Raw genomic sequence first — 21,907 nt, 5'->3', positions numbered from 1 at the left:
CTGCCTGGTGGGTGCCCACCGTGGTGGGCGCTGGGTTTATCGTTGCGCCTGACGGGCGCGGCTGCGAAAAGCAGTCGAGCACGGCTCGACGCTACAAAAAGGCGTGATCAATTTTTCGCCAAGCATCTTGACAGCCTTGCCTGACAAGGGCTGCGCAGGGTTATCCACACGTTTGCTCAGAAACCATCCACACCGCCTGTGGATGAATTCAGCCCAGCACCCGCCCGATGCCGCTGGCGTCCACGTCGGCTGCCGCCCGGGTGATCGCCGCCGGGTCGCTGCCGGCCACGAATCCGATGCGGAAGTGCACTTCACCGCCGGGCGTACGCGAGGAATGGATCGAAGCCAGGCTGATGCCATGCTGCTCGAACACGTTCAGCAGCTCGCGCAGCGAGCCAGGCCGGTCCTCCGGCAGGTGCACCGACAGCGCGTTGCGCTCGGTCAGGTCGGCCAGCAGGTACCCCACGCGTTCGAACGTGTAGTTGCCGTCCGCCAGCGCCTGCTCGCCGAAGGCAGCGTGATTGGCCGACAGCAGGTGCTGACGGAATGCAGCACGTGCGCGGTCGTCGCCCTGCCCGACCTGCACCTGCAGAGCCTGCAGCTGCCCCACCAGCCGCTCCAGCATCGGTGCCACGTACGGGTTGCCGAACTGGATGTCTTCGTAGATCGCCGGATTCAGCGACAGGATGCGCGAGATGATCGCCGTATCCAGCTCGAACGACGCCGAACGGTACGGCATCATCGCGGCCAGATCGCCCAGCTGCGGCTGGTACTGGCGCAGCACGCCGGCCTGGGCCAGGTGGGTGGCATGCACCATCGCCTGCACCAGCGCCATCATCTGGTCGTGGTGCTGCGGCGTGGCGCGCGCGCACTCGGCCTGCAGCGCCGTGCACAGCGTATCGACCCACGGCTGCCAGTGCTGCAGGCGCGCTTCGCAGACCACCATCACCCGGCCCTTCAGGGTCGGCGCCTTCGGCGGCGCGGTCATCGGGTGCAGGCCGACCACTTCGGCCTGCGAGGCCAGCATCGCCTGCACCGGTGCCTCCTTTACCGAGGTCACATCCAGCCACAGCCTGCCCTGCTCGCGGCCCGCCGATTGCCGCACGTACTCGGCGATCAACGCCGGCGTGTGCCGGATCGGTGCCGAGAACACCAGTACATCGGCCTGCGCCAGCAGCTGTTCCGGCGTGTGCGAATCCGGGTCGGCCGGGTCGTGGCCGATCACCTGCAGCTGCAGGTGCTGCTGGAAGAAGCGGGTCAGCCAGCGCCCATAGGCACCGGCGCTGCCGATGATGCCGACCGTGCGCGGCGTGCGTGGATCCAGGCCGCTCATGCCACGCGTTCAGCGCGGAAGCGCGTTCCTTCGGCCAGCGCCGCCGGCGCAGCAGCGATCACGTCGAACTCCTCGAAACCGTTGTCCAGGGTCGCCTCCAGCGCCGCATGGGTGCCAGCGATGGCACGCGAAATCGCCTGCTGCATCGACTCACCGCGCAGCAGGAACGACACCACCAGCGACATCAGCACGTCACCGGTGCCGGCCACATCCACCGGCAGCAGCGGTGAGGTCCAGCGCCAGGTTTCCTCGCGACCGACCGCCAGGGTCACCAGTTCACCCGGGTTGCCGCCCACGCTGTGCGCGATCACCCAATGCGGGCCACGGTCCAGCAGCGTGCGCGCGGCGGCAATGGCATCGGCCTCGGCCAGTGCCGGCATGCCGGTCAGGCGATTCAGCTCGAAGGCGTTCGGCGTCACCAGCCAGGCATGCGGCAGCAGGCGCTCGGCGAAGATCGCTTCCAGGCCCGGTTCCACGTAGGGGCCGGTATGGGTGTCACCGATCACCGGGTCCAGGCAGTAACGCAGCTGCGGGCAGGCCGGCAGGATGTTGTCCAGCCAGTCGGCGAAGGCGGCACCGTTGGCGGTGCTGCCGAAGTAGCCGGAGACGAGCATCTTCGCCCGCTGCGGCAGGCCGCGTTCGCGGGCGCCGAGCAGCAGGTCGGCGAACCAGTCGGCGGGCAGCACGCGGCCGCGGGTGGTGTCGTAGAACGGCGCATTGCTCAGCAACACGGTCGGGATTTCCGCGACGCGCACGCCGAGTGCACGCATCGGCGGCACGGCGGCGCTGTTGCCGGCGTGGCCGTAGACAAGTTGCGACTGGACCGAGATGACATCGATCGGCGACGGGCCGTCGGGCCGCTGGCGGCGGCCGTGGACCAGGTGGTTATCGAGGGATTCGCTCATGCCCGCATTCTACGCCCAAGGGGGTTTTCGGCAGGGCTTGCAGCCCTGCACCTGCAGAATCAACGTCAACGTCAACGTCAAAAGCCAAAGCGGCATTCCGTGAGTTGGCGGGACGGTGTGGGTGGGCAGGACACGCCGTAAACCCATCCATGGGGGCTCGATGGCGCCATCCATGGCGCCAACGGTCCTGCCCACCCACACCGCCCCACCTCTGACAGACTCCGGATGTCTGTTGGTAGGTGTCGACCTTGGTCGACACATCTTTCAGATATCGATATACAAAAATGGGGTCAGATCCGTTTTCCTTCGGAAAACGGATCTGACCCCCAAGAGCTGTTCCGACAGATCACGGAAAACTGTCGAAGGCGGGGTGGGTGCGGTTGAGGGGGCGTGAGCCGCATGGATGCGGCGACCGAGCTTACATGGACGTACTTGCAGCGTCCCCCTCAACCGGACCCACCCCGCCAATCCACGGATAGCCAGCTTTTGCCGTTGCCTTGGCTTCAGCAGGTGCAGGGCTGCAAGCCCTGCAAACCCAAACCCCTCAGTGAGCAGCAGGCCGCGACGGCGGCAGCCACGCCGCCACGATGCCCAGCAGCGGCAGGAACGCGGTCAGCTGATAGACGTACTCGATGCTGGTCTTGTCCGCCAGCAGGCCCAGCACGGCCGCACCCAGCCCGCCCATGCCGAACGCGAAGCCGAAGAACAGGCCCGACACCATGCCGATGCGGTGCGGCATCATTTCCTGTGCATACACCACGATCGCCGAGAACGCCGAGGACAGCACGAAGCCGATCAGCACCGCCAGCACCGTGGTCCACAGCAGGTCCGCATGCGGCAGCATCAGCGCGAACGGGGCCACGCCGAGGATCGAGGTCCAGATGATCGGCTTGCGGCCGATGCGGTCACCCAGCGGGCCGCCGAGGAAGCCGCCAGCGGCGGACGCCACCAGGAACGCGAACAGGTGCAACTGGGCCTGTGCCACCGGAATGCCGAAATGGTGGATCAGGTAGAAGGTGAAGTAGCTGCCGATGCTGGCCATGTAGAAGTATTTGCTGAAGATCAGCACCAGCAGGATCGCCAGCACCTTGGCCACGGTGCGCGGCGGATGCCGCGGCACCATCGCAGCCGTGCTGACCGGTCGTGGCGTGCCCAGATGCAACGCGTACCAGCGGCCGACATAGGTCAGTAGAGCGATGCCGATCAGGGCGGCGCCGGCAAACCACGATGCGGCATGCTGGCCATACGGCACGATCACCGCCGCTGCAATCAGCGGGCCCAACGCCGTACCGAAATTGCCGCCGACCTGGAACACCGACTGCGCGAAGCCGTGACGGCCGCCCGAAGCCAACCGCGCAATGCGCGAGGCCTCGGGATGGAAGATGGCCGAACCGATGCCGACCATTGCCGCCGCCATCAGCACCACCGCGTAGTTCGGCGCGAAGCCGAGCAGCAGCATGCCGCACAGGGTCGAGGCCATGCCGATCGGCAGCGAATAGGGTGCCGGGCGACGGTCGGTGGCCATGCCGATCAACGGCTGGAAGATCGACGCGGTGAGCTGGTAGGTCAGCGTGATCAGGCCGATCTGGGTGAAGCTGAGGTTGAAGCCGCCCTTGATCACCGGATAGATGGCCAGGATCAGCGACTGCATCATGTCGTTGACGACATGCGAGGTGGAGATGGCGGCCAGCACGCCGGGAGCCACCGGGCGTGAGGTCGTTGCGGGAGAAGCCAGGGTCGACATGGACACAGTCAGGTTGGGGGCGAGCCACGCATGCTACGGTGGGCCCCCACTCCCTTCTGCCGCGTTCGGGTCATGGCATATCGCAAAAAGGACACTCCCTGCCCGATCCGCGAGACCGCGCCGTGGAACGAGGTGCCGGTACATCGCCCGGTGACCAGCCGCGCCCGCCACTACCCGCCCGGCACCCACATCGCGCCCCACCGGCATCGCCGTCACCAACTGGTCTTCGCCATGTCCGGTCTGATGGTGGTGCGCGCGGACGGCGGCCGCTGGGTCGTGCCCTCCACCCGCGCGATCTGGGTTCCGGCCGGCATGGCGCATGCGGTGGACTGCATCGCCGAAGTGCACATGCGCAGCCTGTACGTGGAACCGGACTTTGCACCGCAACTGCCGGATGGGGCGTTCGCAGTGCAGGTGGCGCCGCTGCTGCGCGAACTGCTGCTGGCCGCCAGCCTGATCGAGTCCGCGCACGTGGACGACAGCCGCGACGGCCGCGTGGTGCGCCTGCTGCTGGACGAACTGCACCGCATGGACGTGCTGCCGCTGCACCTGCCCTCGCCCACCGACCCGCGCCTGCAGCGGATCTGCCAGCACATCCAGAAGCATCCTGGCGACGATGCCACGCTGCAGGACTGGGCGCAGGCGCTGCAGGTGGACGTGAAGACCATCCAGCGCCATTTCGCCAGCGAACTGGGCATGACCTTCGGGCAGTGGCGGCAGCAGGCGCGGCTTCTGGCCGCCCTGGAGCGACTGGCGGTCGGCGACAAGGTCATCGATGTGGCGCTGGCGATGGGCTACGACAGCCCGAGCGCGTTCACCAGCATGTTCAAGCGGCAGCTGGGGCAGACGCCGGCGGCATTTTTCCGATGATCCCTTGAACGGCATCCACGCATGGCGTGGATCTACTGCACCACAAACGACAACGCCGGGCATGGCCCGGCGCTATCGTTCATCGCTTCCGTCGAAAAACTCAGGACGTCATCCGGTCCCAGAAGCCCTTAACGCCATCCATGAAGGTGGCCGACTTCGGCGAATGCTTGCGCGCTTCCTCGCCGACGAAGGTGGCTTCGAACTGTTCCAGCAGCTTGCGCTGTTCGTTGGTGAGGTTGACCGGGGTCTCCACCACCACGCGGCAGTACAGGTCGCCCTCGCTGCGGCTGCGCACCGAACGTACGCCCTTGCCACGCAGGCGGAACAGCTTGCCGGTCTGGGTCTCGGCCGGGATGCGGATTTCCGCTTCGCCGCCGAGGGTCGCCACGCGTACGGTGTCACCCAGCGCCGCCTGCGAGATGCGGATCGGCACCTCGCAGTGCAGGTCGTCGCCATCGCGCTGGAAGATCGCATGCTCGCGCACGCGCACTTCCACGTACAGGTCACCCGGCGGCGTACCGGCCGGACCGGCCTCGCCTTCGCCCTGCAGGCGGATACGGTCGCCCGTATCGACGCCCGCCGGCACCTTCACCGACAGCACCTTGTCTTCCTCGACACGGCCGTTGCCGTGGCAGGTCTTGCAGGGCTTGGCGATGATCTGGCCACGGCCACCGCAGTTGTGGCAGGCCTGCTGCATGGCGAAGATGCCGCGCTGGATGCGCACCTGCCCACGGCCATGGCAGACGTTGCAGGTCTCGACCTTGCCATCTTCGGAGCCACTGCCATCGCAGTCGCCGCACTCGGCCAGGGTCGGGATCTCGATGCGGCGCTCGACGCCGCGCACGGCCTCTTCCAGGTCCAGCTCCATCACGTAGCCGATGTCGGCACCGCGACGGGCCTGGCGCGGACCACCGCCGCCACCGCCAAAGATGTTGCCGAAGATATCGCCGAAGATATCGTTCATGTCCGGGCCGCCCGGACCACCGCCGCCCATGCCGTGCTCGAACGCGGCGTGGCCGTGGCTGTCGTACATGCGGCGCTTGTTGCCGTCGGACAGCACTTCGTAGGCTTCCTTGCACTCCTTGAAGGAGGCTTCGGCCGCCGCATCACCCGGGTTGCGGTCAGGGTGGAACTTCATCGCGCAGCGACGGTAGGCCTTCTTCAGCTCGTCGTCGGTGGCGGTGCGGGCAACGCCCAGCACTTCGTAGTAATCGCGCTTGCTCATATCGTGAATCGGGTTCCGGAAAGTCGGGATTCGTCAAAGCGGAAGAGCGGAACCAGGTCCGCTCTTGCGTCGGGCGCCCCGACACGCCGGTGGGCGGTCAGGACCCTGATGCGACAACGGGACGCTGATGGCCAGCGTCCCGTGTCGGTCCGGATCAGGACTTCTTGTCGTCCTTGACTTCGGTGAACTCGGCGTCGACCACGTCGTCCTGCGCCTTGCCGGCGTTGCCGGCGTCGGCACCCGGGGCACCGCCCTGGTCGGCCGAAGCAGCGGCGAACAGCGACTGGCCAGCTTCCTCCAGCACCTTCGACTTGGCTTCGATCTGCGCCTTGTCGTCACCCTTCATCGCGGTTTCCAGGTCGGCCAGGGCCGCCTCGACCTTGCCGATCACTTCGCCGCCGACCTTGCTGCCGTGCTCGGTGATGGCACTGCGGGTGCCGTGGATCAGGGCGTCGGCCTGGTTGCGGGCCTGCACCAGCTCCTGGAACTTCTTGTCTTCTTCGCGGTTGGCTTCCGCGTCGGCGACCATGCGCGCGATCTCTTCCTCGGACAGGCCCGAACCGGCCTTGATCTCGACCTTCTGTTCCTTGTTGGTCTTCTTGTCCTTGGCCGACACGTGCAGGATGCCGTTGGCGTCGATGTCGAAGGACACTTCCACCTGCGGCAGGCCGCGCGGGGCCGGCTCGATGCCGGACAGGTCGAACTTGGCCAGCGACTTGTTGAAGCGGGCCTGTTCGCGCTCACCCTGCAGCACGTGCACGGTCACGGCCGACTGGTTGTCCTCGGCGGTGGAGAACACCTGCGAGGCCTTGGTCGGGATGGTGGTGTTCTTCTCGATGATCTTGGTGAACACGCCACCCATGGTCTCGATGCCCAGCGACAGCGGGGTCACGTCCAGCAGCAGCACGTCCTTGACGTCGCCGCCCAGCACGCCGCCCTGGATCGCAGCACCCAGTGCCACGGCTTCGTCCGGGTTGACGTCCTTGCGCGGTTCCTTACCGAAGAACTCGGTCACCGCCTGCTGCACCTTCGGCATGCGGGTCTGGCCACCGACCAGGATCACTTCGCTGATGTCGCTCGAACGCAGGCCGGCATCGTTCAGGGCGACGCGGCACGGCTCGATCGACTTCTTGATCAGGTCTTCCACCAGTGCTTCCAGCTTGGCGCGGGTCAGCTTGATGTTCAGGTGCTTCGGGCCCGAGGCGTCAGCGGTGACGTACGGCAGGTTCACTTCGGTCTGCTGGGCGCTGGACAGCTCGATCTTGGCGCGCTCGGCAGCATCCTTCAGGCGCTGCAGGGCCAGCGGATCCTTGCGCAGGTCGATGCCCTGGTCCTTGTTGAACTCTTCAACCAGGTACTCGATGACGCGGTTGTCGAAGTCTTCGCCGCCCAGGAAGGTGTCGCCGTTGGTGGCCAGCACTTCGAACTGCTTCTCGCCGTCGACGTTGGCGATCTCGATCACCGAGACGTCGAAGGTGCCGCCGCCGAGGTCGTACACCACGATCTTGCGATCCTTGTTGTCGCCCTTGTCCAGGCCATAGGCCAGCGCGGCCGCGGTCGGCTCGTTGATGATGCGCTTGACGTCCAGGCCGGCAATGCGGCCGGCGTCCTTGGTCGCCTGGCGCTGGCTGTCGTTGAAGTAGGCCGGCACGGTGATGACCGCTTCGGTGACCTTCTCACCGAGGAAGTCCTCGGCGGTCTTCTTCATCTTTTCCAGCACCTTGGCCGAGATTTCCTGCGGGGCCATCTTCTTGCCATCGCTGGTCGACACCCAGGCGTCGCCATTGTCATGGGCCAGGATGCCGTACGGGACGTGGGCGATGTCCTTCTGCACTTCGGCATCGGTGAACTTGCGGCCGATCAGGCGCTTCACCGCGTAGAAGGTGTTCTTCGGGTTGGTGACGGCCTGGCGCTTGGCCGAGGCGCCCACCAGGACTTCGCCGTCCTTGGTGTAGGCGACGATCGACGGGGTGGTGCGATCGCCTTCCGAATTCTCGATGACGCGGGCCTTGCCGCCGTCCATGATCGCCACGCACGAGTTGGTGGTGCCGAGGTCGATACCAATGATCTTGCCCATGGGGGAGACTCCTGAGGATGCTTGTTGGGGTCAGTCCGGCCGTTCGGCCGGTGGATGAATACGATGTGGGGGAGGCTCGTGGAACATTCAAGCCATCTCCCGAACGCTGTGTTCAGCGCCTGGAAAACCTTGCCGGGCATGGCCCGGCACGATCGGGACCGGGCATCGCCCGGCCCGATCGATCAGTCGGCGGCCACCACCACCAGCGCCGGCCGCAGCAGGCGCTCGTTGAGCAGGTAGCCCTTCTGGAACACGGTCACCACGGTGCCGGGAGCGGCACCCGGCGCCGGCACCTGGCTGATCGCCTGGTGGTGCTCCGGGTTGAACGGCTGGCCGGTCGGGTCCAGCAGGACCAGGCCATTGTCGGCGGCAACCTTCAGCAGCTGCTTGTAGGTCAACTCCAGGCCCTCCCGCAGCGGATGCGGGTCATCGCCGGCAGCCTTCAGGCCGGCATCCAGGCTGTCGAATACCGGCAGCAGCTCGCCCAGCAGCTTCTCGTTGGCGAACTTGCGGGCCTGCTCGATGTCACGGGCAACGCGCTTGCGCTGGTTCTCGAGGTCGGCGCGCTCACGCAGCGCATCGGCCTTGATCTGCTCGACTTCGGCGCGCAGGCGCTCCACTTCGTCGTTGACGCCGGCGGCGGCGGCCGCATCGGCGGCAGTCTGCTGGGATTCGATATCTGGATGTTCGTGGTTCATGTCTGGGTCCCTGGCGGTCAGTCTCCGCCTCCACCCACCCTAGTGTGGGCGGGATGCTGCGTTTCAAGCGTCGGATGTTCCGGGAGTGCGCCCGGCCGGCGAAAAGGCCGCGCCAAGCACATCGGCGGTGGCCTGGACCAGCGGGATCATGCGGTCGTAGGCCATCCGCTTGGGGCCGATCACGCCCAGCACGCCCAGCACCTGGCCATTGGCGGTGTACGGGGCGGTGACCAGCGAGACCCCCTGCAACGGCATCATCCCGGTCTCTTCGCCAATGAAGATGCGCACCCCCGGGGCCTGGATGGTGCGCTCCAGCAACTGCAGGATCTCGCGCTTGCTGGAGAACAGCTCGAACAGCTCGCGCAGGCGTTCCAGGTCGGACAGGTCCTGCACCCCCATCAGGCGGGTCTGGCCGGCCACCAGCATGTCGTCGGCCGCCGGCTGCAGGGCCTGCTCGGCCAGCTCGATGCTGTGCGCCAGCAGCTGCTCCAGCTCGGAGCGGGCATCGCGCAGCTCCAGCAGCAGGCGGGTGCGGATCTCGGCCATCGGCAGGCCGGCGAAGTGCGCATTGAGGTAGTTGGCGACCTGCTCCAACTGGCCCGGCGCGAACTCCTGGCGGGTCTCGATGACGCGGTTCTGCACCTCGTTGTCGGCGAACACCAGGATCGCCAGCACCCGGCGCCCATCCAGCGCCACGAAATCGATCTGGCGGAAGGCGAACTGCTCGCGCCGCGGCGCGCTGACCACGCCGACGAAGTGGCTCATCGCCGACAGCAGCTCCGAGGCGCTGCCGAGCAGGGCCTGGGTGCTGCCGCCGCCGGCCAGCTCCTGCCGCAACCGGGCCAGCTCACCCTCGCCCGGCGGCTGCATCTGCAGCAGGCTGTCGACGAACACCCGGTAACCATGCGCGGTCGGGATGCGCCCGGCCGAGGTGTGTGGCGAGGCCAGCAGCCCCAGGTCTTCCAGGTCGCCGAGGATGTTGCGGATGGTGGCCGGGCTGACCTCCAGGCCGGCCACGCGCGCCAGCGTCTGCGAGCCGACCGGCTCACCGTCCTGGATGTAACGCGCGATCAGCGTGCGCAGCAGATGGCGCGCACGCGGGGCAAGCTGGTCGGGAGAACCGTGCATGGAATCAACCTGTGAGACACGGACACTAGATAATGGCGGCGGATCACCTTGGCAAGTCATTGGACCTCCCTCGCCCGCGTGCTAGCGTTGCGCGGCTGCTGACACCCCCTTACCCATGCTCAGACATCTTTCGATCAAGGATTTCGCCGTCGTCCGCGCCACCGAACTGGAGTTCGGGCCAGGCATGACCGTGGTTTCAGGCGAGACCGGCGCCGGCAAGTCGCTGATGGTCGACGCGCTGGGCTTCCTGTCCGGCCTGCGCGCCGACAGCGGCGTGGTCCGCCATGGCGCCGCGCGTGCCGAGCTTTCGGCCGAGTTCGCGCTGGACCAGCTGCAGGCCGCGCGCCAGTGGCTGGCCGACAACGAGCTGGACGACGAGGAACAATGCCAGCTGCGCCGCGTGATCCGCGCCGATGGCGGCTCGCGGGCGTGGATCAATGGCCGCCCGGTGACCCTGGCACAGCTGGGCGACCTGGCCGCGCTGCTGGTGGAGATCCATGGCCAGCACGAGCAGCAGGCCCTGCTGGCACGCCCATCACAGCTGGCCCTGCTGGACGCCTATGCCGGCAACGAGGACGAGCGCCGCCAGGTGCGCCGCGCCGCTGCGGCCTGGCAGGCCCTGGTCGATGAATCGCTGGCGCTGTCGCAACAGGGCGACGTCAGTGACCGGATCGGCTTCCTGGAACACCAGCTGCGCGAACTGGACCGCGAAGACCTGGAACCGGAGTCGATCGTCGCACTCGGTGCCAGCCACCGCCGCCAGGCCCATGCCAGCGCCCTGCTGAGCGCCTGCCAGGCGGCCAGCAACCAGCTCAACGGCGACGACGGCAGTTCCGCGCTGGACCTGCTGCAGCAGGTGCGCCACGAACTGTCGCGCCTGATCGAACACGACCCGCGCCTGGGCGAGGTGGACGGCCTGATCGAGAACGCCTCGATCCAGCTGCACGAAGCCCTGTCGCTGCTGGACCGCGTGCATGACGACCTCGACGCCGACCCGGAGCAGTTCGAGGAGAACGAGCGTCGCCTCGGCCGCCTTCACGACCTAGCCCGCAAGCACCGCGTGCCGATGGACGAGCTGGGCGCGCAGCGCGAGCGCATGCATGCCGAAGTGGAACAGCTGCGCGGCGCCGACGAACGCTTGCAGCGCCTGGCCGGCGAGATCGACAAGGCCGCCGCCGCCTGGCGCGTACAGGCCGAGGTGCTGACCGCCAGCCGTCGCAGCGCCGCTGCCGAACTGTCGGCCACCACCACCGGCATCATCGCCGAGCTCGGCATGGGCGGTGGCCAGTTCCTGATCGAGCTGGAGCCACAGGACGCCGGCAAGCCCGACCCGCAGGGTGCCGAACGCGTGGAGTTCCTGGTGGCGGCCAACGCCGGCCAGCCGCCGCGCGCCCTGCGCAAGGTGGCCTCGGGCGGTGAACTGTCACGTATCTCGCTGGCCATTGAAGTGGCTGCGCTGGACCTGGATGCGGTGCCGACCATGGTGTTCGACGAGGTCGACTCCGGCATCGGCGGTGCAGTGGCTGACATTGTTGGCCAGAAGCTGCGCGCCCTCGGCGAAAAGCGCCAGGTGCTGTGCGTGACCCACCTGCCACAGGTCGCCTCCAAGGGTCATGCCCATTACCGGGTCAGCAAGGCCCCGGTGGAAGGCATGACCCAGAGCGCAGTGGAAAAGCTGGACAGCAAGGCGCGCGAGGAAGAACTGGCGCGCATGCTCGGTGGCGTGGAAGTGAGCAAGGAAGCGCGCGCCGCCGCCCGCAAGCTGCTGCAGGTGTAACGCGGGCCGGCTTCCGCGCGGTAGTGCCGGCCGCTGGCCGGCAACCCGATGGGGGTCGGCGAAGATCGTGAGGTTGCCGGCCAGCGGCCGGCACTACCCCCGTGGCTGCGTCAGATCGACGTTCTCCACCAGGAAATCGAGGAAGGCGCGCACCCGCAGCGGCAGGTAGCCGCCCTGCCCCAGGAACACGGCGTGCACCTCTTCAAGGTCACCGGGGTTGGCTTCCTCCAGCACCGGCAACAAGCGCCCGGCGGCAATATCCTGCTGCACCTGGAACGCTGCCAGCCGCGCCATGCCCAGCCCACCCAGCACCAGCTGGCGCAGTGCATCGCCGTTGCTGGCGCGCGCATTGCCACTGGGCAGCAGCATGCGTTCGCGACCGTCCTGCAACAGCGGCCAGCCCTGCATCGCCCGCGCATGGCCGATATCCAGCCGGTTATGCGACTGCAGCTCCTCAGCCGTGCGTGGCAGCCCGTGCTGCAGCGCGTAGGCGGGCGCAGCCACGATCATCATCCGCGTCGCACCCAGCCGCCGCGCCACCAGGCTGGAGCTCTTCAGGGGACCGGCCCGCACCGCCACGTCGGTGCGCTGCTCAAGCAGGTCGATCACCTCGTCGTTGAGGGTCAGGTCCACGCCTACCTGCGGGTTGCGTTCGAGGAACGCCGGCAGCAGCGGCAACAGGAAATGCTGGCCGAATGGCACGTTGGAATTGACCCGCAACCGCCCACGCGGCTCGGCATGGGCGCTGGCACAGCGCTCGGCCTCCTCCAGGTCGGCCAGCACGCGCAGGCCGCGCTCGTAGAACGCGCAGCCTTCCGGGGTCAGCTGCAACTGGCGGGTGGAGCGTTGCAGCAGGCGCGTACCCAGCCGCTGCTCCAGCCGGGCCACCAGCTTGCTCACCGCTGACGGCGTCATGTCCAGGGTGCGTGCGGCGGCGGAGAAGCCACCGGTCTCGATCACCCGCACGAACACTTCCAGTTCGCCGGATCGGTTGATGTCGGGTCGCGCCATGGCGATGAATCCAGTTCACAGATGATTATCCATGCGCAGTCTAGTTCACAGATCGATGGAGAATCACCATGGCCGTCCCTCCTCCCGGGATTGCCCGATGAACCGCTTCAGCCAGCTCACCGCGACCGCCTTGATCGCCCTGTCCAGCGCAGCCAGCGCCGCCCCGGACCCGCACTGGGTCGCCAGCTGGCAGGCCAGTCCGCAACCGGTCTGGGGCGCCGATTTCCTGTTCCCGACCCTGGTTCCGGCCACGCTGCAGGACCAGACCTTCCGCCAGACCGCGCGCATCAGCCTGGGCGGGCCCCGGCTGCGGGTGCGGCTGAGCAATGCCTACGGCACCGAGCCGCTGCGGATCGGGGCGGCCAGCGTGGCCGCACACGCGGGTGTCACCCCGCAGCCGCTCAGCTTCGACGGCCAGCCCGGCGTATCGATCGAGCCCGGTCAGGAACGGCTGAGCGATCCACTGGCGGTGGCCACGGAAGACCGCCAGGCGTTGCAGGTCAATGTCTTTGTGCCGGGGCCGACGCCACTGCAGACCTTCCATTGGGAGGGGCGCCAGACCAGCTGGATCGCCGGCGGCAACCAGACCCTGGCGCGCGACCTGCAGGGTGCCAGTTCCACTACCGCCCGCCTGTTCCTGACCGGTATCGAGGTCGAGGCCAGCGCCAGCGCGCGCAGCGTGGTGGTGATCGGCGATTCGATCACCGATGGCGCCACCGCCAGCCTCGACCAGGACCAGCGCTGGACCGACCACCTGGCCGCACGCCTGGCACCGCGGGGCGTGGCGGTGGTCAACGCCGGCATCTCCGGCGGCCGGCTGCTGCGTGACGGCATGGGCGAGTCGATTCTGGCCCGCCTGCAGCGCGACGCACTGGATCAGCCCGGCGTGGACAGTGTGATCGTGCTGATCGGCATCAACGACATCAGCTGGCCCGGCACCGCCTTTGCCCGCGCGCAGCCCCGGCCCAGCCTGGCCGAACTGCAGGCCGGCTATCGCGCCCTGGCCGAACAGGCCCATCGGCGGGGTCTACGCATCCTCGTCGCCACCCTGACGCCGTTCGCCGACGCCCTGCCCGGCACGCCGCTGGACGACTACTACCAGCCGGACAAGGAGGCCCTGCGCCAACAGCTCAATGCCTGGCTGCGCAGCGACAGCCCGTTCGATGCGGTGATCGACCTGGATGCGGCGCTGCGCGACCCGGCCGATCCATCACGGATGGCCGCCGCCTACGACTCCGGCGACCACCTGCATCCGGGCGATGCAGGTAACCGGGCCATGGCCGAGGCGGTGGATCTGGAGGTGTTGCTGGGCGCATCCGAAACCCCTGGGGTCAGATCCCTTTCCCAGGGGAAAGGGATCTGACCCCACCCAACGAAAAACCCCGGGCAAGCCCGGGGTTTCGTCGCATCCAGCTGGCCGGATCGGCTTACTTGCGCTTCTTGCGCACGTACAGCACCAGCGAGTGCTCTTCCAGCTCGTAGCCGTGGTCGGCCGCGATCTTGCGCTGCAGCTCCTCGATCTCGTGGCTTTCGAACTCGATGATCTTGCCGCTGTCCACGTCGACCATGTGGTCGTGGTGGCCGCCACGGTCCAGCTCGTAGACGGCCTGGCCGCCCTCGAAATTGTGCTTGAGCACGAGGCCGGCGGCCTCGAACTGGGTCAGCACCCGGTAGACCGTGGCCAGGCCGATCTCGTCGCCATGCTCCAGCAGCTGGCGGTAGATGTCTTCGGCGGTCATGTGGTGCTGGGCATTGCGCTGCTCGAGCAGCGCCAGGATCCGCATCCGCGGATGGGTCACCTTCAGGCCGACTTTACGCAGGTCGTGGGTTTCCATAGGTCTCCGTTCATTGGCGATTTAGCGCCAGCTGCCTCGGATTGGGTCGCGGTGGCACGCCGGGAGTGTATCATCGGTTTGATTTCCCCAACCGCCAGTCCCGATGCGCAATCTCCTGTTGGTCGCCGCCGTCGCCCTGTCCACCACCGGGTGCGGCATCATCTACAAGCAACCCATCTATCAGGGCAACCTGATCCGGGAAGATGCCGTGGCCAAGCTGCAGGTCGGGCAAAGCAAGCAGCAGGTCACCGCGCTGCTGGGCACCCCGTCCATTCCCGACCCGTTCCACGCCCAGCGCTGGGACTACACCTCCAGCCAGCGCGTGAACCGCCTCGGCCGTACCGAAGTGAAGAACTTCGTGGTGTTCTTCGAGAATGACGCCGTGACCCGTTGGGAAGGCGACTACTTCCCGGGCAACGACAAGGCCCTGGCCCAGCAGACCGTGCGCCAGTTCGGCCGCAACCTGCCGAAGGACAAGAAGAAGAAGGGCCGCTGAGGCCCCTGCCCGTCCGCAAGGACGGGTTGCCGGGATCAACCGCCGAGCGCGCGACGCCGGCGGTTGTCCTTGGGGTCGGCCAGCAGCGGGCGCAGCAGCTCGATGCGGTCCCCGTCCAGCAGCGCCTGCTGTGGACGTGCCAGCACGCCATGCACGGCGGCGGCCGGACAATCGGCACTGCCTTCAAACGCGGCGGCGGCGATGGCGTCGGCCACGGTCGCCCCCTCTTCCAGCTGCAAGTGGCGCGACAGTACGCGCTGCGGCCAGGCCAGCACCACCTCGACCTCGATCATCGCTCAGCCCTCGTCGGCGACGCGGACGAAATCGTTGACCATGCGATCGGCCAGCCCCTGGAAGCCGATCGCCAGTGCCGGACCGAGCAGGCGTGAGCTGGGTTCGAACTCCAGGGTCAGGGTGACCTTGCAGGCATCCTCGGCCAGTGCATGGAATTCCCAGCGGCCGTGCAGCTGCTTGAACGGGCCATCGCGCAGCTGCATGTCGATGCTGTGCGGGCGCTGCAGGGTGTTCTCGGTCTGGAACCAGGTACTGAACGAGCCCAGGCCCAGGTCCAGGCGCGCCACCAGGCGGTCCTCGCCCTGCTCCAGGATCTGGGCAGCCGAGCACCAGCGGAAACGGCGCGGATAGGCCTGGACGTCGTTGACCAGGTCGAACATGCGCGCGGCCGAATGTTCGACCAGGGCGCTGCGGCGGATAGTAGGCATGAATACAGGACGTTTCGGCAATCGACCGGGCGGGCCCGAATCGGAGACAATACGAAAATGAGCAAGAACAGCGGCAAGGATAAAGCAAAGAGCGCGACGGCCAACAAAACCATCGCGTTGAACAAGCGTGCCCGCCACGAGTACCACATCGAAGAGCGCTTCGAGGCCGGCCTGGCCCTGCAGGGCTGGGAGGTGAAGTCGATCCGCGCGGGCCGCGGCAACATCATCGACGCCTACGCCTATGTGAAACACGGCGAGATCTTCCTGATCGGCGCGCAGATCACCCCGTTGATCCAGGCCTCCACCCACGTGGTGGCCAATGATCGGCGCGAGCGCAAGCTGCTGCTGCACCGGAGCGAGATCGACAAGCTGGTCGGCAAGGTCGAGCGCGATGGCTACACGATCGTGCCCACCGCGATGTACTGGAGCAAGAACAAGATCAAGCTCGAAGTCGCGCTGGCCAAGGGCAAGCAGACCCACGACAAGCGCGATGCTGCCAAGGACCGCGACTGGGCGATCGAGAAACAGCGTGTGATGCGTCGCGGCAACCGTGACGCATGACCGCCCCCATCGGCGCCATGGTGACCGCCAGCGCCGATGAATCGCGCACGTTGTGCGCGCGCCTGTTGGCCTTCAACCAGGCCAACGGCGGCGATGCGTTCGATGAGATTCCGGTCCGCCTGGCCTGGCATGACCAGCACGGCGCGCTGCGCGGTGGCGTGCTGGCCGACGTCTGTGCCGGCTGGCTGCAGGTGCACGTGTTGTGGGTGGATCCAGAACTGCGCGGGCAAGGCATCGGCCAGCGCCTGCTGGCAGAGGCAGAAACCGCCGCGCGCCACCATGGCGCCCGCAACGTGATGCTGGATACCTTCGACTGGCAGGCTGAAGCCTTCTACCTGCGGCAGGGCTACACCGTCTATGGGCGGCTCCCCGATTGCCCGCCCGGGCACGAGCGGATCTACCTGCGCAAACAGCTGTCGGGCACGTAGTCGCGTCGGCGCTGGAGCCGCCGGCCGCTCAACCTGCCAGCAGGCCCCGCCCGCGCATACGTGGTGCCAGCGCCGCGTGCATCACGGCCAGGTGCATCACCACTGCCAGTTCCGGCGCATGACGGTCATCGCCCGCGCGCCACTGCTGCGCCATCCGGGCCGCGTCGGCCGGCAACAGGGCCAGCAGCTGGGCGTCATCCAGCGAATCGGCCGCGCCCTGCAATTGGCGCGCCAGCTGCCGCGACTGCCAGACATGCACGCCAATGCTGAGACTGGCCAGCGACATCAGGACCACGGCCAGGCCATGTTCGAACCACTGCGACAGCACCTCCGGCCCCCACAGCAGGGCCGCCATCACCGCCAGCGCCGGCAGGCGCCAGCCCAGCCAGTGGGTGCGGTCGCGCTGCGGCCAATGCACCACCACCGCGCTGGCCACCAGGGCCGCTGCCGCCGTGGCCGGCAGCTCGGTCAACCAGGTCGCCGCCAGCAGTGCGCCCAGCACGGCCCAGACCCAGCCGGGGGGCAAGGCCCGCCGCTGGTAGTCGGCCCCGACGGGTCCGACCAGCTGTCGCAGGCTGCGTTGTTGGCTTGCCTCGGTCACCCACAGTCTCCGTGTCTGTCCTGGCTCGGATGGTGGTCTTCAGTGTGTCGCAAATTCGTGCCAATGAAGTTACCAATCCGCTATGACCCCCGCAGTGCAACTTATTGCAGATTGACAACGCTGCGCGCGCGCCGCCAATCCCAACGCTCGTACCAGGCGCCGGATCAGCTCAAGCAGGGAGCGAGGGCTGCGCCACGATGGGCGGCTCCTGGCAGCGTTCATGCACAGAGTCGACCGATACAGCGCAGACAAGCTCACCGACGAACCGGCGGTACTCCCGGTTGCTATCCCCAGGCTGATCCAGCCCGGGAACCTTCAGCAGGCACAGCCCCCGCGACTGGGAAATCAGCTCTGCAGCCTTCACCATCGCCGTGGACCTGCCACCGAAGAAGGCGATACGCGATTCGCGCGAGTGCTCGGAGAACGTGTTGATCAGGTCCACGAGCGACCGCCCCAGGCCGACGACGTTCACCACCAGCAGGCTGTAGTGCCGCCATTCCACCAGCGTCGCCGCGCTGCACGCGTCACCGACCACTTCAACGCTGACCCGCGCATCGATCGACAGGCGCGACTCCATCGCAAGCCGCTCCATTGTTCGCTCTCCCACCAGCAGGACCCTGATCGAGGCCATCACGCACTCCTTCCCTATGTGTGCCCGCCGCCGAAAGCAGGGACTCCAGTGAAGGAGAAAATGGTAGGGAGGCGCATGCCGGCACCCAATAAGACAACCCCGAAAACAGCGGTGATTCCAGGTACTCCAGGCCTTGCAGCAGGGTGCGGCACGCCAGAATCGGAATGGTCTCATGCGGGCCAACGTGCTCCCCGCATTATTCTCGCCACCTCACAGTCGCGGCGTTCCTGCAGTGTCCGGGACCGCAACATGGAATGGATCGGGAGGGCAGAGGCATGGCGTTTCATGGCGACCTGGACGGCATCGACCTGGAAGACATCATCGTGCTGATTGGCGCACGGTCGGGCGTGCTTTCGCTCGGCCCGGTCCAGGGAAAAACCCTGAACCTGCATGTGGCCGCGGGACTGGTCGCATCGTTCTCCATCGAGCAGAACATCGAGGGCAAGGACCGGATCTTCAAACTTGCCCGGTGGTTCTCCAGGCACCGATGCAGTTTCAGTTTCGAACAGAAGCCGATCTACGCGACGCAGGCCCTGCACCTGGACCTGCTGCAGCTGTTTCCGCGCCGACAGCCGACCGTCTCAGCGACAGACCCGGCGACGGGCCCGCTATCGGATCCGGACACGGTGTTCATGCTGATCAAGGCCAAGAAGGCCGCGCTTCCACTGGAGCTCCAACGTTTCCTGGACCGGGTCGCGCCGATGCTGGAAAAGGGCGCCAGTGCGCACGACATCGCCCGGCGCACGCAGATGCGGCTGCAGGATGTACAGCTCGCACTGCACGGCCTGAAACAAGCCAGGAAAGCGTGGCCGGCGTTTGTCGGCACAACGCCACCGGCCCGCCCTGCCGGATATGGCGTGTTCTCGTGGCTGCTGCGCCCCCGTGCTGCGCGCGCTGCATCGGGGTGAACGGTTGCAGGATACGGGCTCCCAGACCGCTGCGACCGGCAAGACCGTGGTGGTGGCGGACGAGCATGCCATCTTCGTGCTCGGCATGGTGAGCTCGCTGCGGGTGCTTCCGCAGGTTGTGGTGACCGGCCAGACCACCCGTCACACCGTGCTGCTGGAACTGGTGGAACAGCAGCAGCCCGACGTGGTCATCACCGGCTACACCCTGCAGGTGGAAGGCAGCACGCACCCCGGCCACGCACCGATCACGGATATCGGTCGCTTGTCGCCGAGCACCCGCATCATCGTCATTACATCGCAACCGAGCGACGCGCTGCACCGGCGCATTCTGCGTGCAGGCGCCCACCTTGTGCAGGACAAGACCTGCCCCATCAACACCCTCATCCGGGACGTGATCGACACGCTCAAGGGCGGTGCTCCCGCTGCTGCCCACAACCAGCGTCCAGTGATCGTCGGCACCGGTACCCTGTCCACCTGCGAGCAGCAGGTCCTTCGGCTCTATCTTTCCGGCATGAACGTCACCGCCATCGCAACGCTGCTGCAGCGGAGCAAGAAGACCATCAGCGCGCAGAAGATCAGCGCCATGAAAAAGCTCGGGGTATCGAGCAACCAGGAGCTGGTTCTTCTGGCCACGACCTTCCCCGCGCCCGAATGGCCGGAGGCGGGCGGGCGTTGAGCTGGGCCCAGCCCTGCCGGCCGCCTGGCGTGGCAGATGGCTGCGTGGCTGCGTTCAGGCGGATCCACGTGCCGGGCGTGACTGTTCAGGAAGATTGCCGTAACATTCGCGTCGTTGGGCAGGCCCTGCCCGTGGCGACACGGAATCGGCCCTGTACCTTGCAGCACTGTAGAAACCGGGGGTGCATTGTCCCCGTGACGCCATCGGCGCCGGTTTTTAAAATGCAGAAATAATGATGCCCATCAATGTCTTAGCTTGATGGGCTTTTTCGTTCATAACTGCCGAATGGTCAGGAATGGGCATAGATTGGCAGCAAGTTGCCAGCTTTCTTGCCAGCTTTTGAAGCTGGCAAATCTGTCTGAACGATTTGACGAATTGATCAAATCGGCGATTTCTGCAAACCACCGGTGCAGCTGTCGGCATTCACTACATCCAACCGAACGGTGGATCAGTGTTCGCCCTGGCCAACCTGTTCGCGCGCACCGCTCTCTGCCAGCTCAGGATCTTGGCCACATCCTCCCGCAACCGAGCTTCGTGCCTGATGACCCAGAGCTCGGCGCCGGCCCGCCCCTGCTCGTAGCTGGTGCACTGCCGGCATGGTCCGCCACCAGGACCATGCCGATGGCGATCGAGGTGAGCCACCCAGATGTCGTCATCGACACGCTGGGTCATCGAGACGAGCCAGACGCCTTGGCAGGCGATCACGGTCAGCGGATCGCCCGGCCAGCTCGCAGAGCGTGTGGTCCAGTAGAAGGAATCGGGAAGCGGCATGGCCGGCAGGATACGAATGGCGGTCGCAGCGGCTGCGATTGTGAGCACTCTATTGCCACGCCGCAGTCGCTCCCCTCCTATGCTGCGAGCTGGTGCTCGTAGAAGGGGTGCCGCTTGTCGTCGAAGATCCGATACAGCGCGGCCAGGTCGGCCGGATCCGGATTGAGCCAGGCGTCGACGTGCTCAGGCTTGATGTTGATGATCGTCCGATCATGGCCAGCCGCGGCGACTTCAGGCTCGGGATCGTCGGTGATCGCGGCGAACGACAACAGGTCCGGCTCTTTCCCTGCGGGGTCCGTCCAGTGCGACCACAGGCAGGCCACCAGCATCGGTTCGCCCGTGCGCGGGGTGAACTGCACCACCTGGTTCTTGCCGTCCGGACCTTCCACGTTCTCGTAGAACGTCTCCACGACCATCAGCCCGTGGGTGTGGCCGAATGCCGGCGCCCAGAATTTCTCCAGGCTATCCCGGCGTGCGTTGTAGGTGCCCGGGAAGCGCTGGTCGTAGTTGGCCGGCTTCCCGGCCAGGCGGCACTGATAGCGCATGGGCTTGATGACCAGCTTCCCGCCCTCGGAAATGATCACCGGGGCATAGACCCCAGGGAAGATCCGGCTGTCGCGGTCCTTCGGTTCAGATCGCTTGAGGTCGGCCAGCTTGGCCAGGGCGCGTTCGATCTTGTTGCCGGCGATCCGCACGTCCTCCCGGGCTTTCTTGGTCTCCTTCACCTGCAGCGCGCGCTCTGCATCCGCCAGGCGCTTCCGGTTCGCGAACAGCTCCTGCTCCAGAATGGCCGCCTCGGCACGGTTCCACTGTTCGATCTCAGCCCATACCGCGAGCTCGGCCGGGCTTGCGCCGGCGCGGAACGCGTCATCCATCGCCTTCGGCGTCTTTGGCCGCTTCTTGCCCGGGTCATGGGCGTACAAAGCAGCGAACTCCTGCAGGGAGATCGTGGCGCCGGTCATGCGGACCAGCTTCTGATAGGCGGCGGTGATCTGGGCGGAGTAGCACATGGCCGGATTACAGCACGCCGGCCTTACGGCGCCGTGAGCATCCAGCCCCTCTGAAGGGGCCGCCGCGGCGGCCCCATGGACCTTAGAGGTCCGGCAGGCCCAGCCGCCTCCGCAGCGCCGCCACGAGCACCATCGAGGTCCGCACCAGCGCGTGCTGGTCACGGGTCAGCTGGTCGTACATCTCCAGCAACTCAGAGGGGATCTGCCCCACCCGGCCTGCCTTGAAGGCCTCCATCGAGACCACCTGAGCCTTATGGCGCTCATCTTCCATGCCCTTCTCCAGCGTCTGGCGGCGAGAGTGCCGCCCCCTGGATGCCTTGGGCCCCACATCCAAGCCTGTTGCAGGGGAAAGAAAACCAGCACCACCGTCCATCGGCTGGCCTTTCTCCTGCTTTCCTTCTCCAATGGCCACCAACTGCGAGTCCTTCTTGTCCATCGGTTACTGACCCCTGTTTCGGTAACGCCGGCATCATCACCGGCGTCTTCACATTGCTTTCATT

General features: G+C 66.7%; 23 protein-coding genes. 8 read left to right on the top strand and 15 right to left on the bottom strand.

Features of this window, described 5'->3' with window-relative positions; translation table 11 throughout:
• Positions 1-208: 208 nt before the first annotated feature.
• From ACZK1G_RS09180 to ACZK1G_RS09170, 3 genes are all read right to left on the bottom strand, one after another.
• On the bottom strand, positions 209-1,333 hold the full coding sequence (locus ACZK1G_RS09180; RefSeq protein WP_101765297.1) for a prephenate dehydrogenase: 1,125 nt from the start codon (positions 1,331-1,333) through the stop codon (positions 209-211).
• A complete protein-coding gene (gene pdxY, locus ACZK1G_RS09175) occupies positions 1,330-2,238 on the bottom strand; it encodes a pyridoxal kinase (RefSeq protein WP_101765296.1) in 909 nt (302 codons plus the stop codon). Before pdxY ends, ACZK1G_RS09180 begins: the two co-directional genes overlap by 4 nt.
• 544 nt (positions 2,239-2,782) lie before the next feature.
• Positions 2,783-3,982: an MFS transporter gene (locus tag ACZK1G_RS09170; protein WP_101765295.1), complete on the bottom strand. Its 1,200-nt coding sequence runs from the start codon at positions 3,980-3,982 to the stop codon at positions 2,783-2,785.
• Positions 3,983-4,054: 72 nt separating this feature from the next.
• Here ACZK1G_RS09170 and ACZK1G_RS09165 point away from each other — a divergent pair, with 72 nt between their 5' ends.
• On the top strand, positions 4,055-4,852 hold the full coding sequence (locus tag ACZK1G_RS09165; RefSeq protein ID WP_075674721.1) for an AraC family transcriptional regulator: 798 nt from the start codon (positions 4,055-4,057) through the stop codon (positions 4,850-4,852).
• 100 nt (positions 4,853-4,952) lie between these two features.
• Here the strand turns inward: ACZK1G_RS09165 and dnaJ are convergent, their stop codons facing one another.
• The 4 genes from dnaJ to hrcA all read right to left on the bottom strand — a co-directional run bounded on the left by dnaJ (position 4,953) and on the right by hrcA (position 9,980).
• Complete coding sequence (dnaJ, locus tag ACZK1G_RS09160; protein WP_014036853.1) at positions 4,953-6,077, bottom strand: molecular chaperone DnaJ; 1,125 nt, start codon at positions 6,075-6,077, stop codon at positions 4,953-4,955.
• Positions 6,078-6,231: 154 nt separating this feature from the next.
• Positions 6,232-8,154, bottom strand: a complete 1,923-nt coding sequence (gene dnaK / locus ACZK1G_RS09155) for a molecular chaperone DnaK (RefSeq protein WP_049446494.1) — start codon at positions 8,152-8,154, stop codon at positions 6,232-6,234.
• 182 nt (positions 8,155-8,336) lie between these two features.
• Complete coding sequence (gene grpE, locus ACZK1G_RS09150; RefSeq protein ID WP_014036851.1) at positions 8,337-8,852, bottom strand: nucleotide exchange factor GrpE; 516 nt, start codon at positions 8,850-8,852, stop codon at positions 8,337-8,339.
• 63 nt (positions 8,853-8,915) lie between these two features.
• Positions 8,916-9,980 carry a heat-inducible transcriptional repressor HrcA gene (gene hrcA, locus ACZK1G_RS09145; RefSeq protein ID WP_008266321.1) on the bottom strand — a complete coding sequence of 355 codons (1,065 nt, stop codon included), beginning with the start codon at positions 9,978-9,980 and terminating at the stop codon, positions 8,916-8,918.
• A gap of 115 nt (positions 9,981-10,095) precedes the next feature.
• Between hrcA and recN the strand changes: the two genes are divergently transcribed.
• Positions 10,096-11,757 (top strand): DNA repair protein RecN, encoded by a 1,662-nt coding sequence (gene recN / locus ACZK1G_RS09140; protein ID WP_101765294.1) that lies wholly within the window; start codon positions 10,096-10,098, stop codon positions 11,755-11,757.
• A gap of 93 nt (positions 11,758-11,850) precedes the next feature.
• On the opposite strand, the gene ACZK1G_RS09135 is transcribed toward recN, so the two are convergent.
• A complete protein-coding gene (locus tag ACZK1G_RS09135; RefSeq protein ID WP_101765293.1) occupies positions 11,851-12,768 on the bottom strand; it encodes a LysR family transcriptional regulator in 918 nt (305 codons plus the stop codon).
• A 97-nt stretch (positions 12,769-12,865) separates the two neighbouring features.
• Here ACZK1G_RS09135 and ACZK1G_RS09130 point away from each other — a divergent pair, with 97 nt between their 5' ends.
• Positions 12,866-14,131 carry an SGNH/GDSL hydrolase family protein gene (locus ACZK1G_RS09130; RefSeq protein ID WP_101765292.1) on the top strand — a complete coding sequence of 422 codons (1,266 nt, stop codon included), beginning with the start codon at positions 12,866-12,868 and terminating at the stop codon, positions 14,129-14,131.
• A 64-nt stretch (positions 14,132-14,195) separates the two neighbouring features.
• Here the strand turns inward: ACZK1G_RS09130 and fur are convergent, their stop codons facing one another.
• Positions 14,196-14,603, bottom strand: coding sequence for a ferric iron uptake transcriptional regulator (gene fur, locus ACZK1G_RS09125; protein WP_005409235.1), 408 nt, complete (start codon positions 14,601-14,603; stop codon positions 14,196-14,198).
• Between the two features lie 103 nt (positions 14,604-14,706).
• On the opposite strand from fur, the gene ACZK1G_RS09120 reads away from it, so the two are divergent.
• Positions 14,707-15,099: an outer membrane protein assembly factor BamE gene (locus ACZK1G_RS09120; protein ID WP_014036847.1), complete on the top strand. Its 393-nt coding sequence runs from the start codon at positions 14,707-14,709 to the stop codon at positions 15,097-15,099.
• A gap of 35 nt (positions 15,100-15,134) precedes the next feature.
• Here the strand turns inward: ACZK1G_RS09120 and ACZK1G_RS09115 are convergent, their stop codons facing one another.
• Positions 15,135-15,392 carry an RnfH family protein gene (locus ACZK1G_RS09115; protein ID WP_049445420.1) on the bottom strand — a complete coding sequence of 86 codons (258 nt, stop codon included), beginning with the start codon at positions 15,390-15,392 and terminating at the stop codon, positions 15,135-15,137.
• A 3-nt stretch (positions 15,393-15,395) separates the two neighbouring features.
• Positions 15,396-15,821 (bottom strand): type II toxin-antitoxin system RatA family toxin, encoded by a 426-nt coding sequence (locus ACZK1G_RS09110; protein WP_032959119.1) that lies wholly within the window; start codon positions 15,819-15,821, stop codon positions 15,396-15,398.
• 57 nt (positions 15,822-15,878) lie between these two features.
• Between ACZK1G_RS09110 and smpB the strand changes: the two genes are divergently transcribed.
• Together smpB and ACZK1G_RS09100 are read left to right on the top strand one after the other, a co-directional pair.
• Complete coding sequence (gene smpB, locus ACZK1G_RS09105) at positions 15,879-16,382, top strand: SsrA-binding protein SmpB (RefSeq protein ID WP_005409231.1); 504 nt, start codon at positions 15,879-15,881, stop codon at positions 16,380-16,382.
• A complete protein-coding gene (locus ACZK1G_RS09100) occupies positions 16,379-16,810 on the top strand; it encodes a GNAT family N-acetyltransferase (RefSeq protein WP_049445423.1) in 432 nt (143 codons plus the stop codon). The genes smpB and ACZK1G_RS09100 overlap by 4 nt, the downstream gene beginning before the upstream one ends.
• A gap of 28 nt (positions 16,811-16,838) precedes the next feature.
• Here ACZK1G_RS09100 and ACZK1G_RS09095 read toward each other — a convergent pair whose 3' ends face one another.
• Positions 16,839-17,411: a hypothetical protein gene (locus tag ACZK1G_RS09095; RefSeq protein WP_049445426.1), complete on the bottom strand. Its 573-nt coding sequence runs from the start codon at positions 17,409-17,411 to the stop codon at positions 16,839-16,841.
• A 169-nt stretch (positions 17,412-17,580) separates the two neighbouring features.
• Positions 17,581-18,042, bottom strand: a complete 462-nt coding sequence (locus tag ACZK1G_RS09090) for a hypothetical protein (RefSeq protein ID WP_101765291.1) — start codon at positions 18,040-18,042, stop codon at positions 17,581-17,583.
• Between the two features lie 275 nt (positions 18,043-18,317).
• On the opposite strand from ACZK1G_RS09090, the gene ACZK1G_RS09085 reads away from it, so the two are divergent.
• The gene (locus ACZK1G_RS09085; RefSeq protein WP_101765290.1) at positions 18,318-18,950 is read left to right on the top strand and encodes a DUF4388 domain-containing protein; all 633 of its coding nucleotides are present in this window, start codon (positions 18,318-18,320) and stop codon (positions 18,948-18,950) included.
• Positions 18,925-19,626 (top strand): LuxR C-terminal-related transcriptional regulator, encoded by a 702-nt coding sequence (locus tag ACZK1G_RS09080; protein ID WP_158297988.1) that lies wholly within the window; start codon positions 18,925-18,927, stop codon positions 19,624-19,626. The genes ACZK1G_RS09085 and ACZK1G_RS09080 overlap by 26 nt, the downstream gene beginning before the upstream one ends.
• A gap of 848 nt (positions 19,627-20,474) precedes the next feature.
• Here ACZK1G_RS09080 and ACZK1G_RS09075 read toward each other — a convergent pair.
• Positions 20,475-21,407 (bottom strand): SOS response-associated peptidase family protein, encoded by a 933-nt coding sequence (locus ACZK1G_RS09075; protein WP_478448290.1) that lies wholly within the window; start codon positions 21,405-21,407, stop codon positions 20,475-20,477.
• A gap of 82 nt (positions 21,408-21,489) precedes the next feature.
• Positions 21,490-21,843 (bottom strand): hypothetical protein, encoded by a 354-nt coding sequence (locus tag ACZK1G_RS09070; RefSeq protein ID WP_478448288.1) that lies wholly within the window; start codon positions 21,841-21,843, stop codon positions 21,490-21,492.
• Between the last annotated feature and the right edge of the window lie 64 nt (positions 21,844-21,907).

The organism is Stenotrophomonas sp. 109824_Sma, from assembly GCF_056480025.1.
This window is presented reverse-complemented; position numbering and strand designations above follow the sequence as displayed.

Coding starts and splice junctions, on each gene's coding strand:
- ACZK1G_RS09180 (WP_101765297.1), bottom strand. CDS start 1,333: ATGAGCGGCCTGGATCCACGCACGCCGCGCACGGTCGGCATCATCGGC.
- pdxY (WP_101765296.1), bottom strand. CDS start 2,238: ATGAGCGAATCCCTCGATAACCACCTGGTCCACGGCCGCCGCCAGCGG.
- ACZK1G_RS09170 (WP_101765295.1), bottom strand. CDS start 3,982: ATGTCGACCCTGGCTTCTCCCGCAACGACCTCACGCCCGGTGGCTCCC.
- ACZK1G_RS09165 (WP_075674721.1), top strand. CDS start 4,055: ATGGCATATCGCAAAAAGGACACTCCCTGCCCGATCCGCGAGACCGCG.
- dnaJ (WP_014036853.1), bottom strand. CDS start 6,077: ATGAGCAAGCGCGATTACTACGAAGTGCTGGGCGTTGCCCGCACCGCC.
- dnaK (WP_049446494.1), bottom strand. CDS start 8,154: ATGGGCAAGATCATTGGTATCGACCTCGGCACCACCAACTCGTGCGTG.
- grpE (WP_014036851.1), bottom strand. CDS start 8,852: ATGAACCACGAACATCCAGATATCGAATCCCAGCAGACTGCCGCCGAT.
- hrcA (WP_008266321.1), bottom strand. CDS start 9,980: ATGCACGGTTCTCCCGACCAGCTTGCCCCGCGTGCGCGCCATCTGCTG.
- recN (WP_101765294.1), top strand. CDS start 10,096: ATGCTCAGACATCTTTCGATCAAGGATTTCGCCGTCGTCCGCGCCACC.
- ACZK1G_RS09135 (WP_101765293.1), bottom strand. CDS start 12,768: ATGGCGCGACCCGACATCAACCGATCCGGCGAACTGGAAGTGTTCGTG.
- ACZK1G_RS09130 (WP_101765292.1), top strand. CDS start 12,866: ATGAACCGCTTCAGCCAGCTCACCGCGACCGCCTTGATCGCCCTGTCC.
- fur (WP_005409235.1), bottom strand. CDS start 14,603: ATGGAAACCCACGACCTGCGTAAAGTCGGCCTGAAGGTGACCCATCCG.
- ACZK1G_RS09120 (WP_014036847.1), top strand. CDS start 14,707: ATGCGCAATCTCCTGTTGGTCGCCGCCGTCGCCCTGTCCACCACCGGG.
- ACZK1G_RS09115 (WP_049445420.1), bottom strand. CDS start 15,392: ATGATCGAGGTCGAGGTGGTGCTGGCCTGGCCGCAGCGCGTACTGTCG.
- ACZK1G_RS09110 (WP_032959119.1), bottom strand. CDS start 15,821: ATGCCTACTATCCGCCGCAGCGCCCTGGTCGAACATTCGGCCGCGCGC.
- smpB (WP_005409231.1), top strand. CDS start 15,879: ATGAGCAAGAACAGCGGCAAGGATAAAGCAAAGAGCGCGACGGCCAAC.
- ACZK1G_RS09100 (WP_049445423.1), top strand. CDS start 16,379: ATGACCGCCCCCATCGGCGCCATGGTGACCGCCAGCGCCGATGAATCG.
- ACZK1G_RS09090 (WP_101765291.1), bottom strand. CDS start 18,042: ATGGCCTCGATCAGGGTCCTGCTGGTGGGAGAGCGAACAATGGAGCGG.
- ACZK1G_RS09085 (WP_101765290.1), top strand. CDS start 18,318: ATGGCGTTTCATGGCGACCTGGACGGCATCGACCTGGAAGACATCATC.
- ACZK1G_RS09075 (WP_478448290.1), bottom strand. CDS start 21,407: ATGTGCTACTCCGCCCAGATCACCGCCGCCTATCAGAAGCTGGTCCGC.
- ACZK1G_RS09070 (WP_478448288.1), bottom strand. CDS start 21,843: ATGGACAAGAAGGACTCGCAGTTGGTGGCCATTGGAGAAGGAAAGCAG.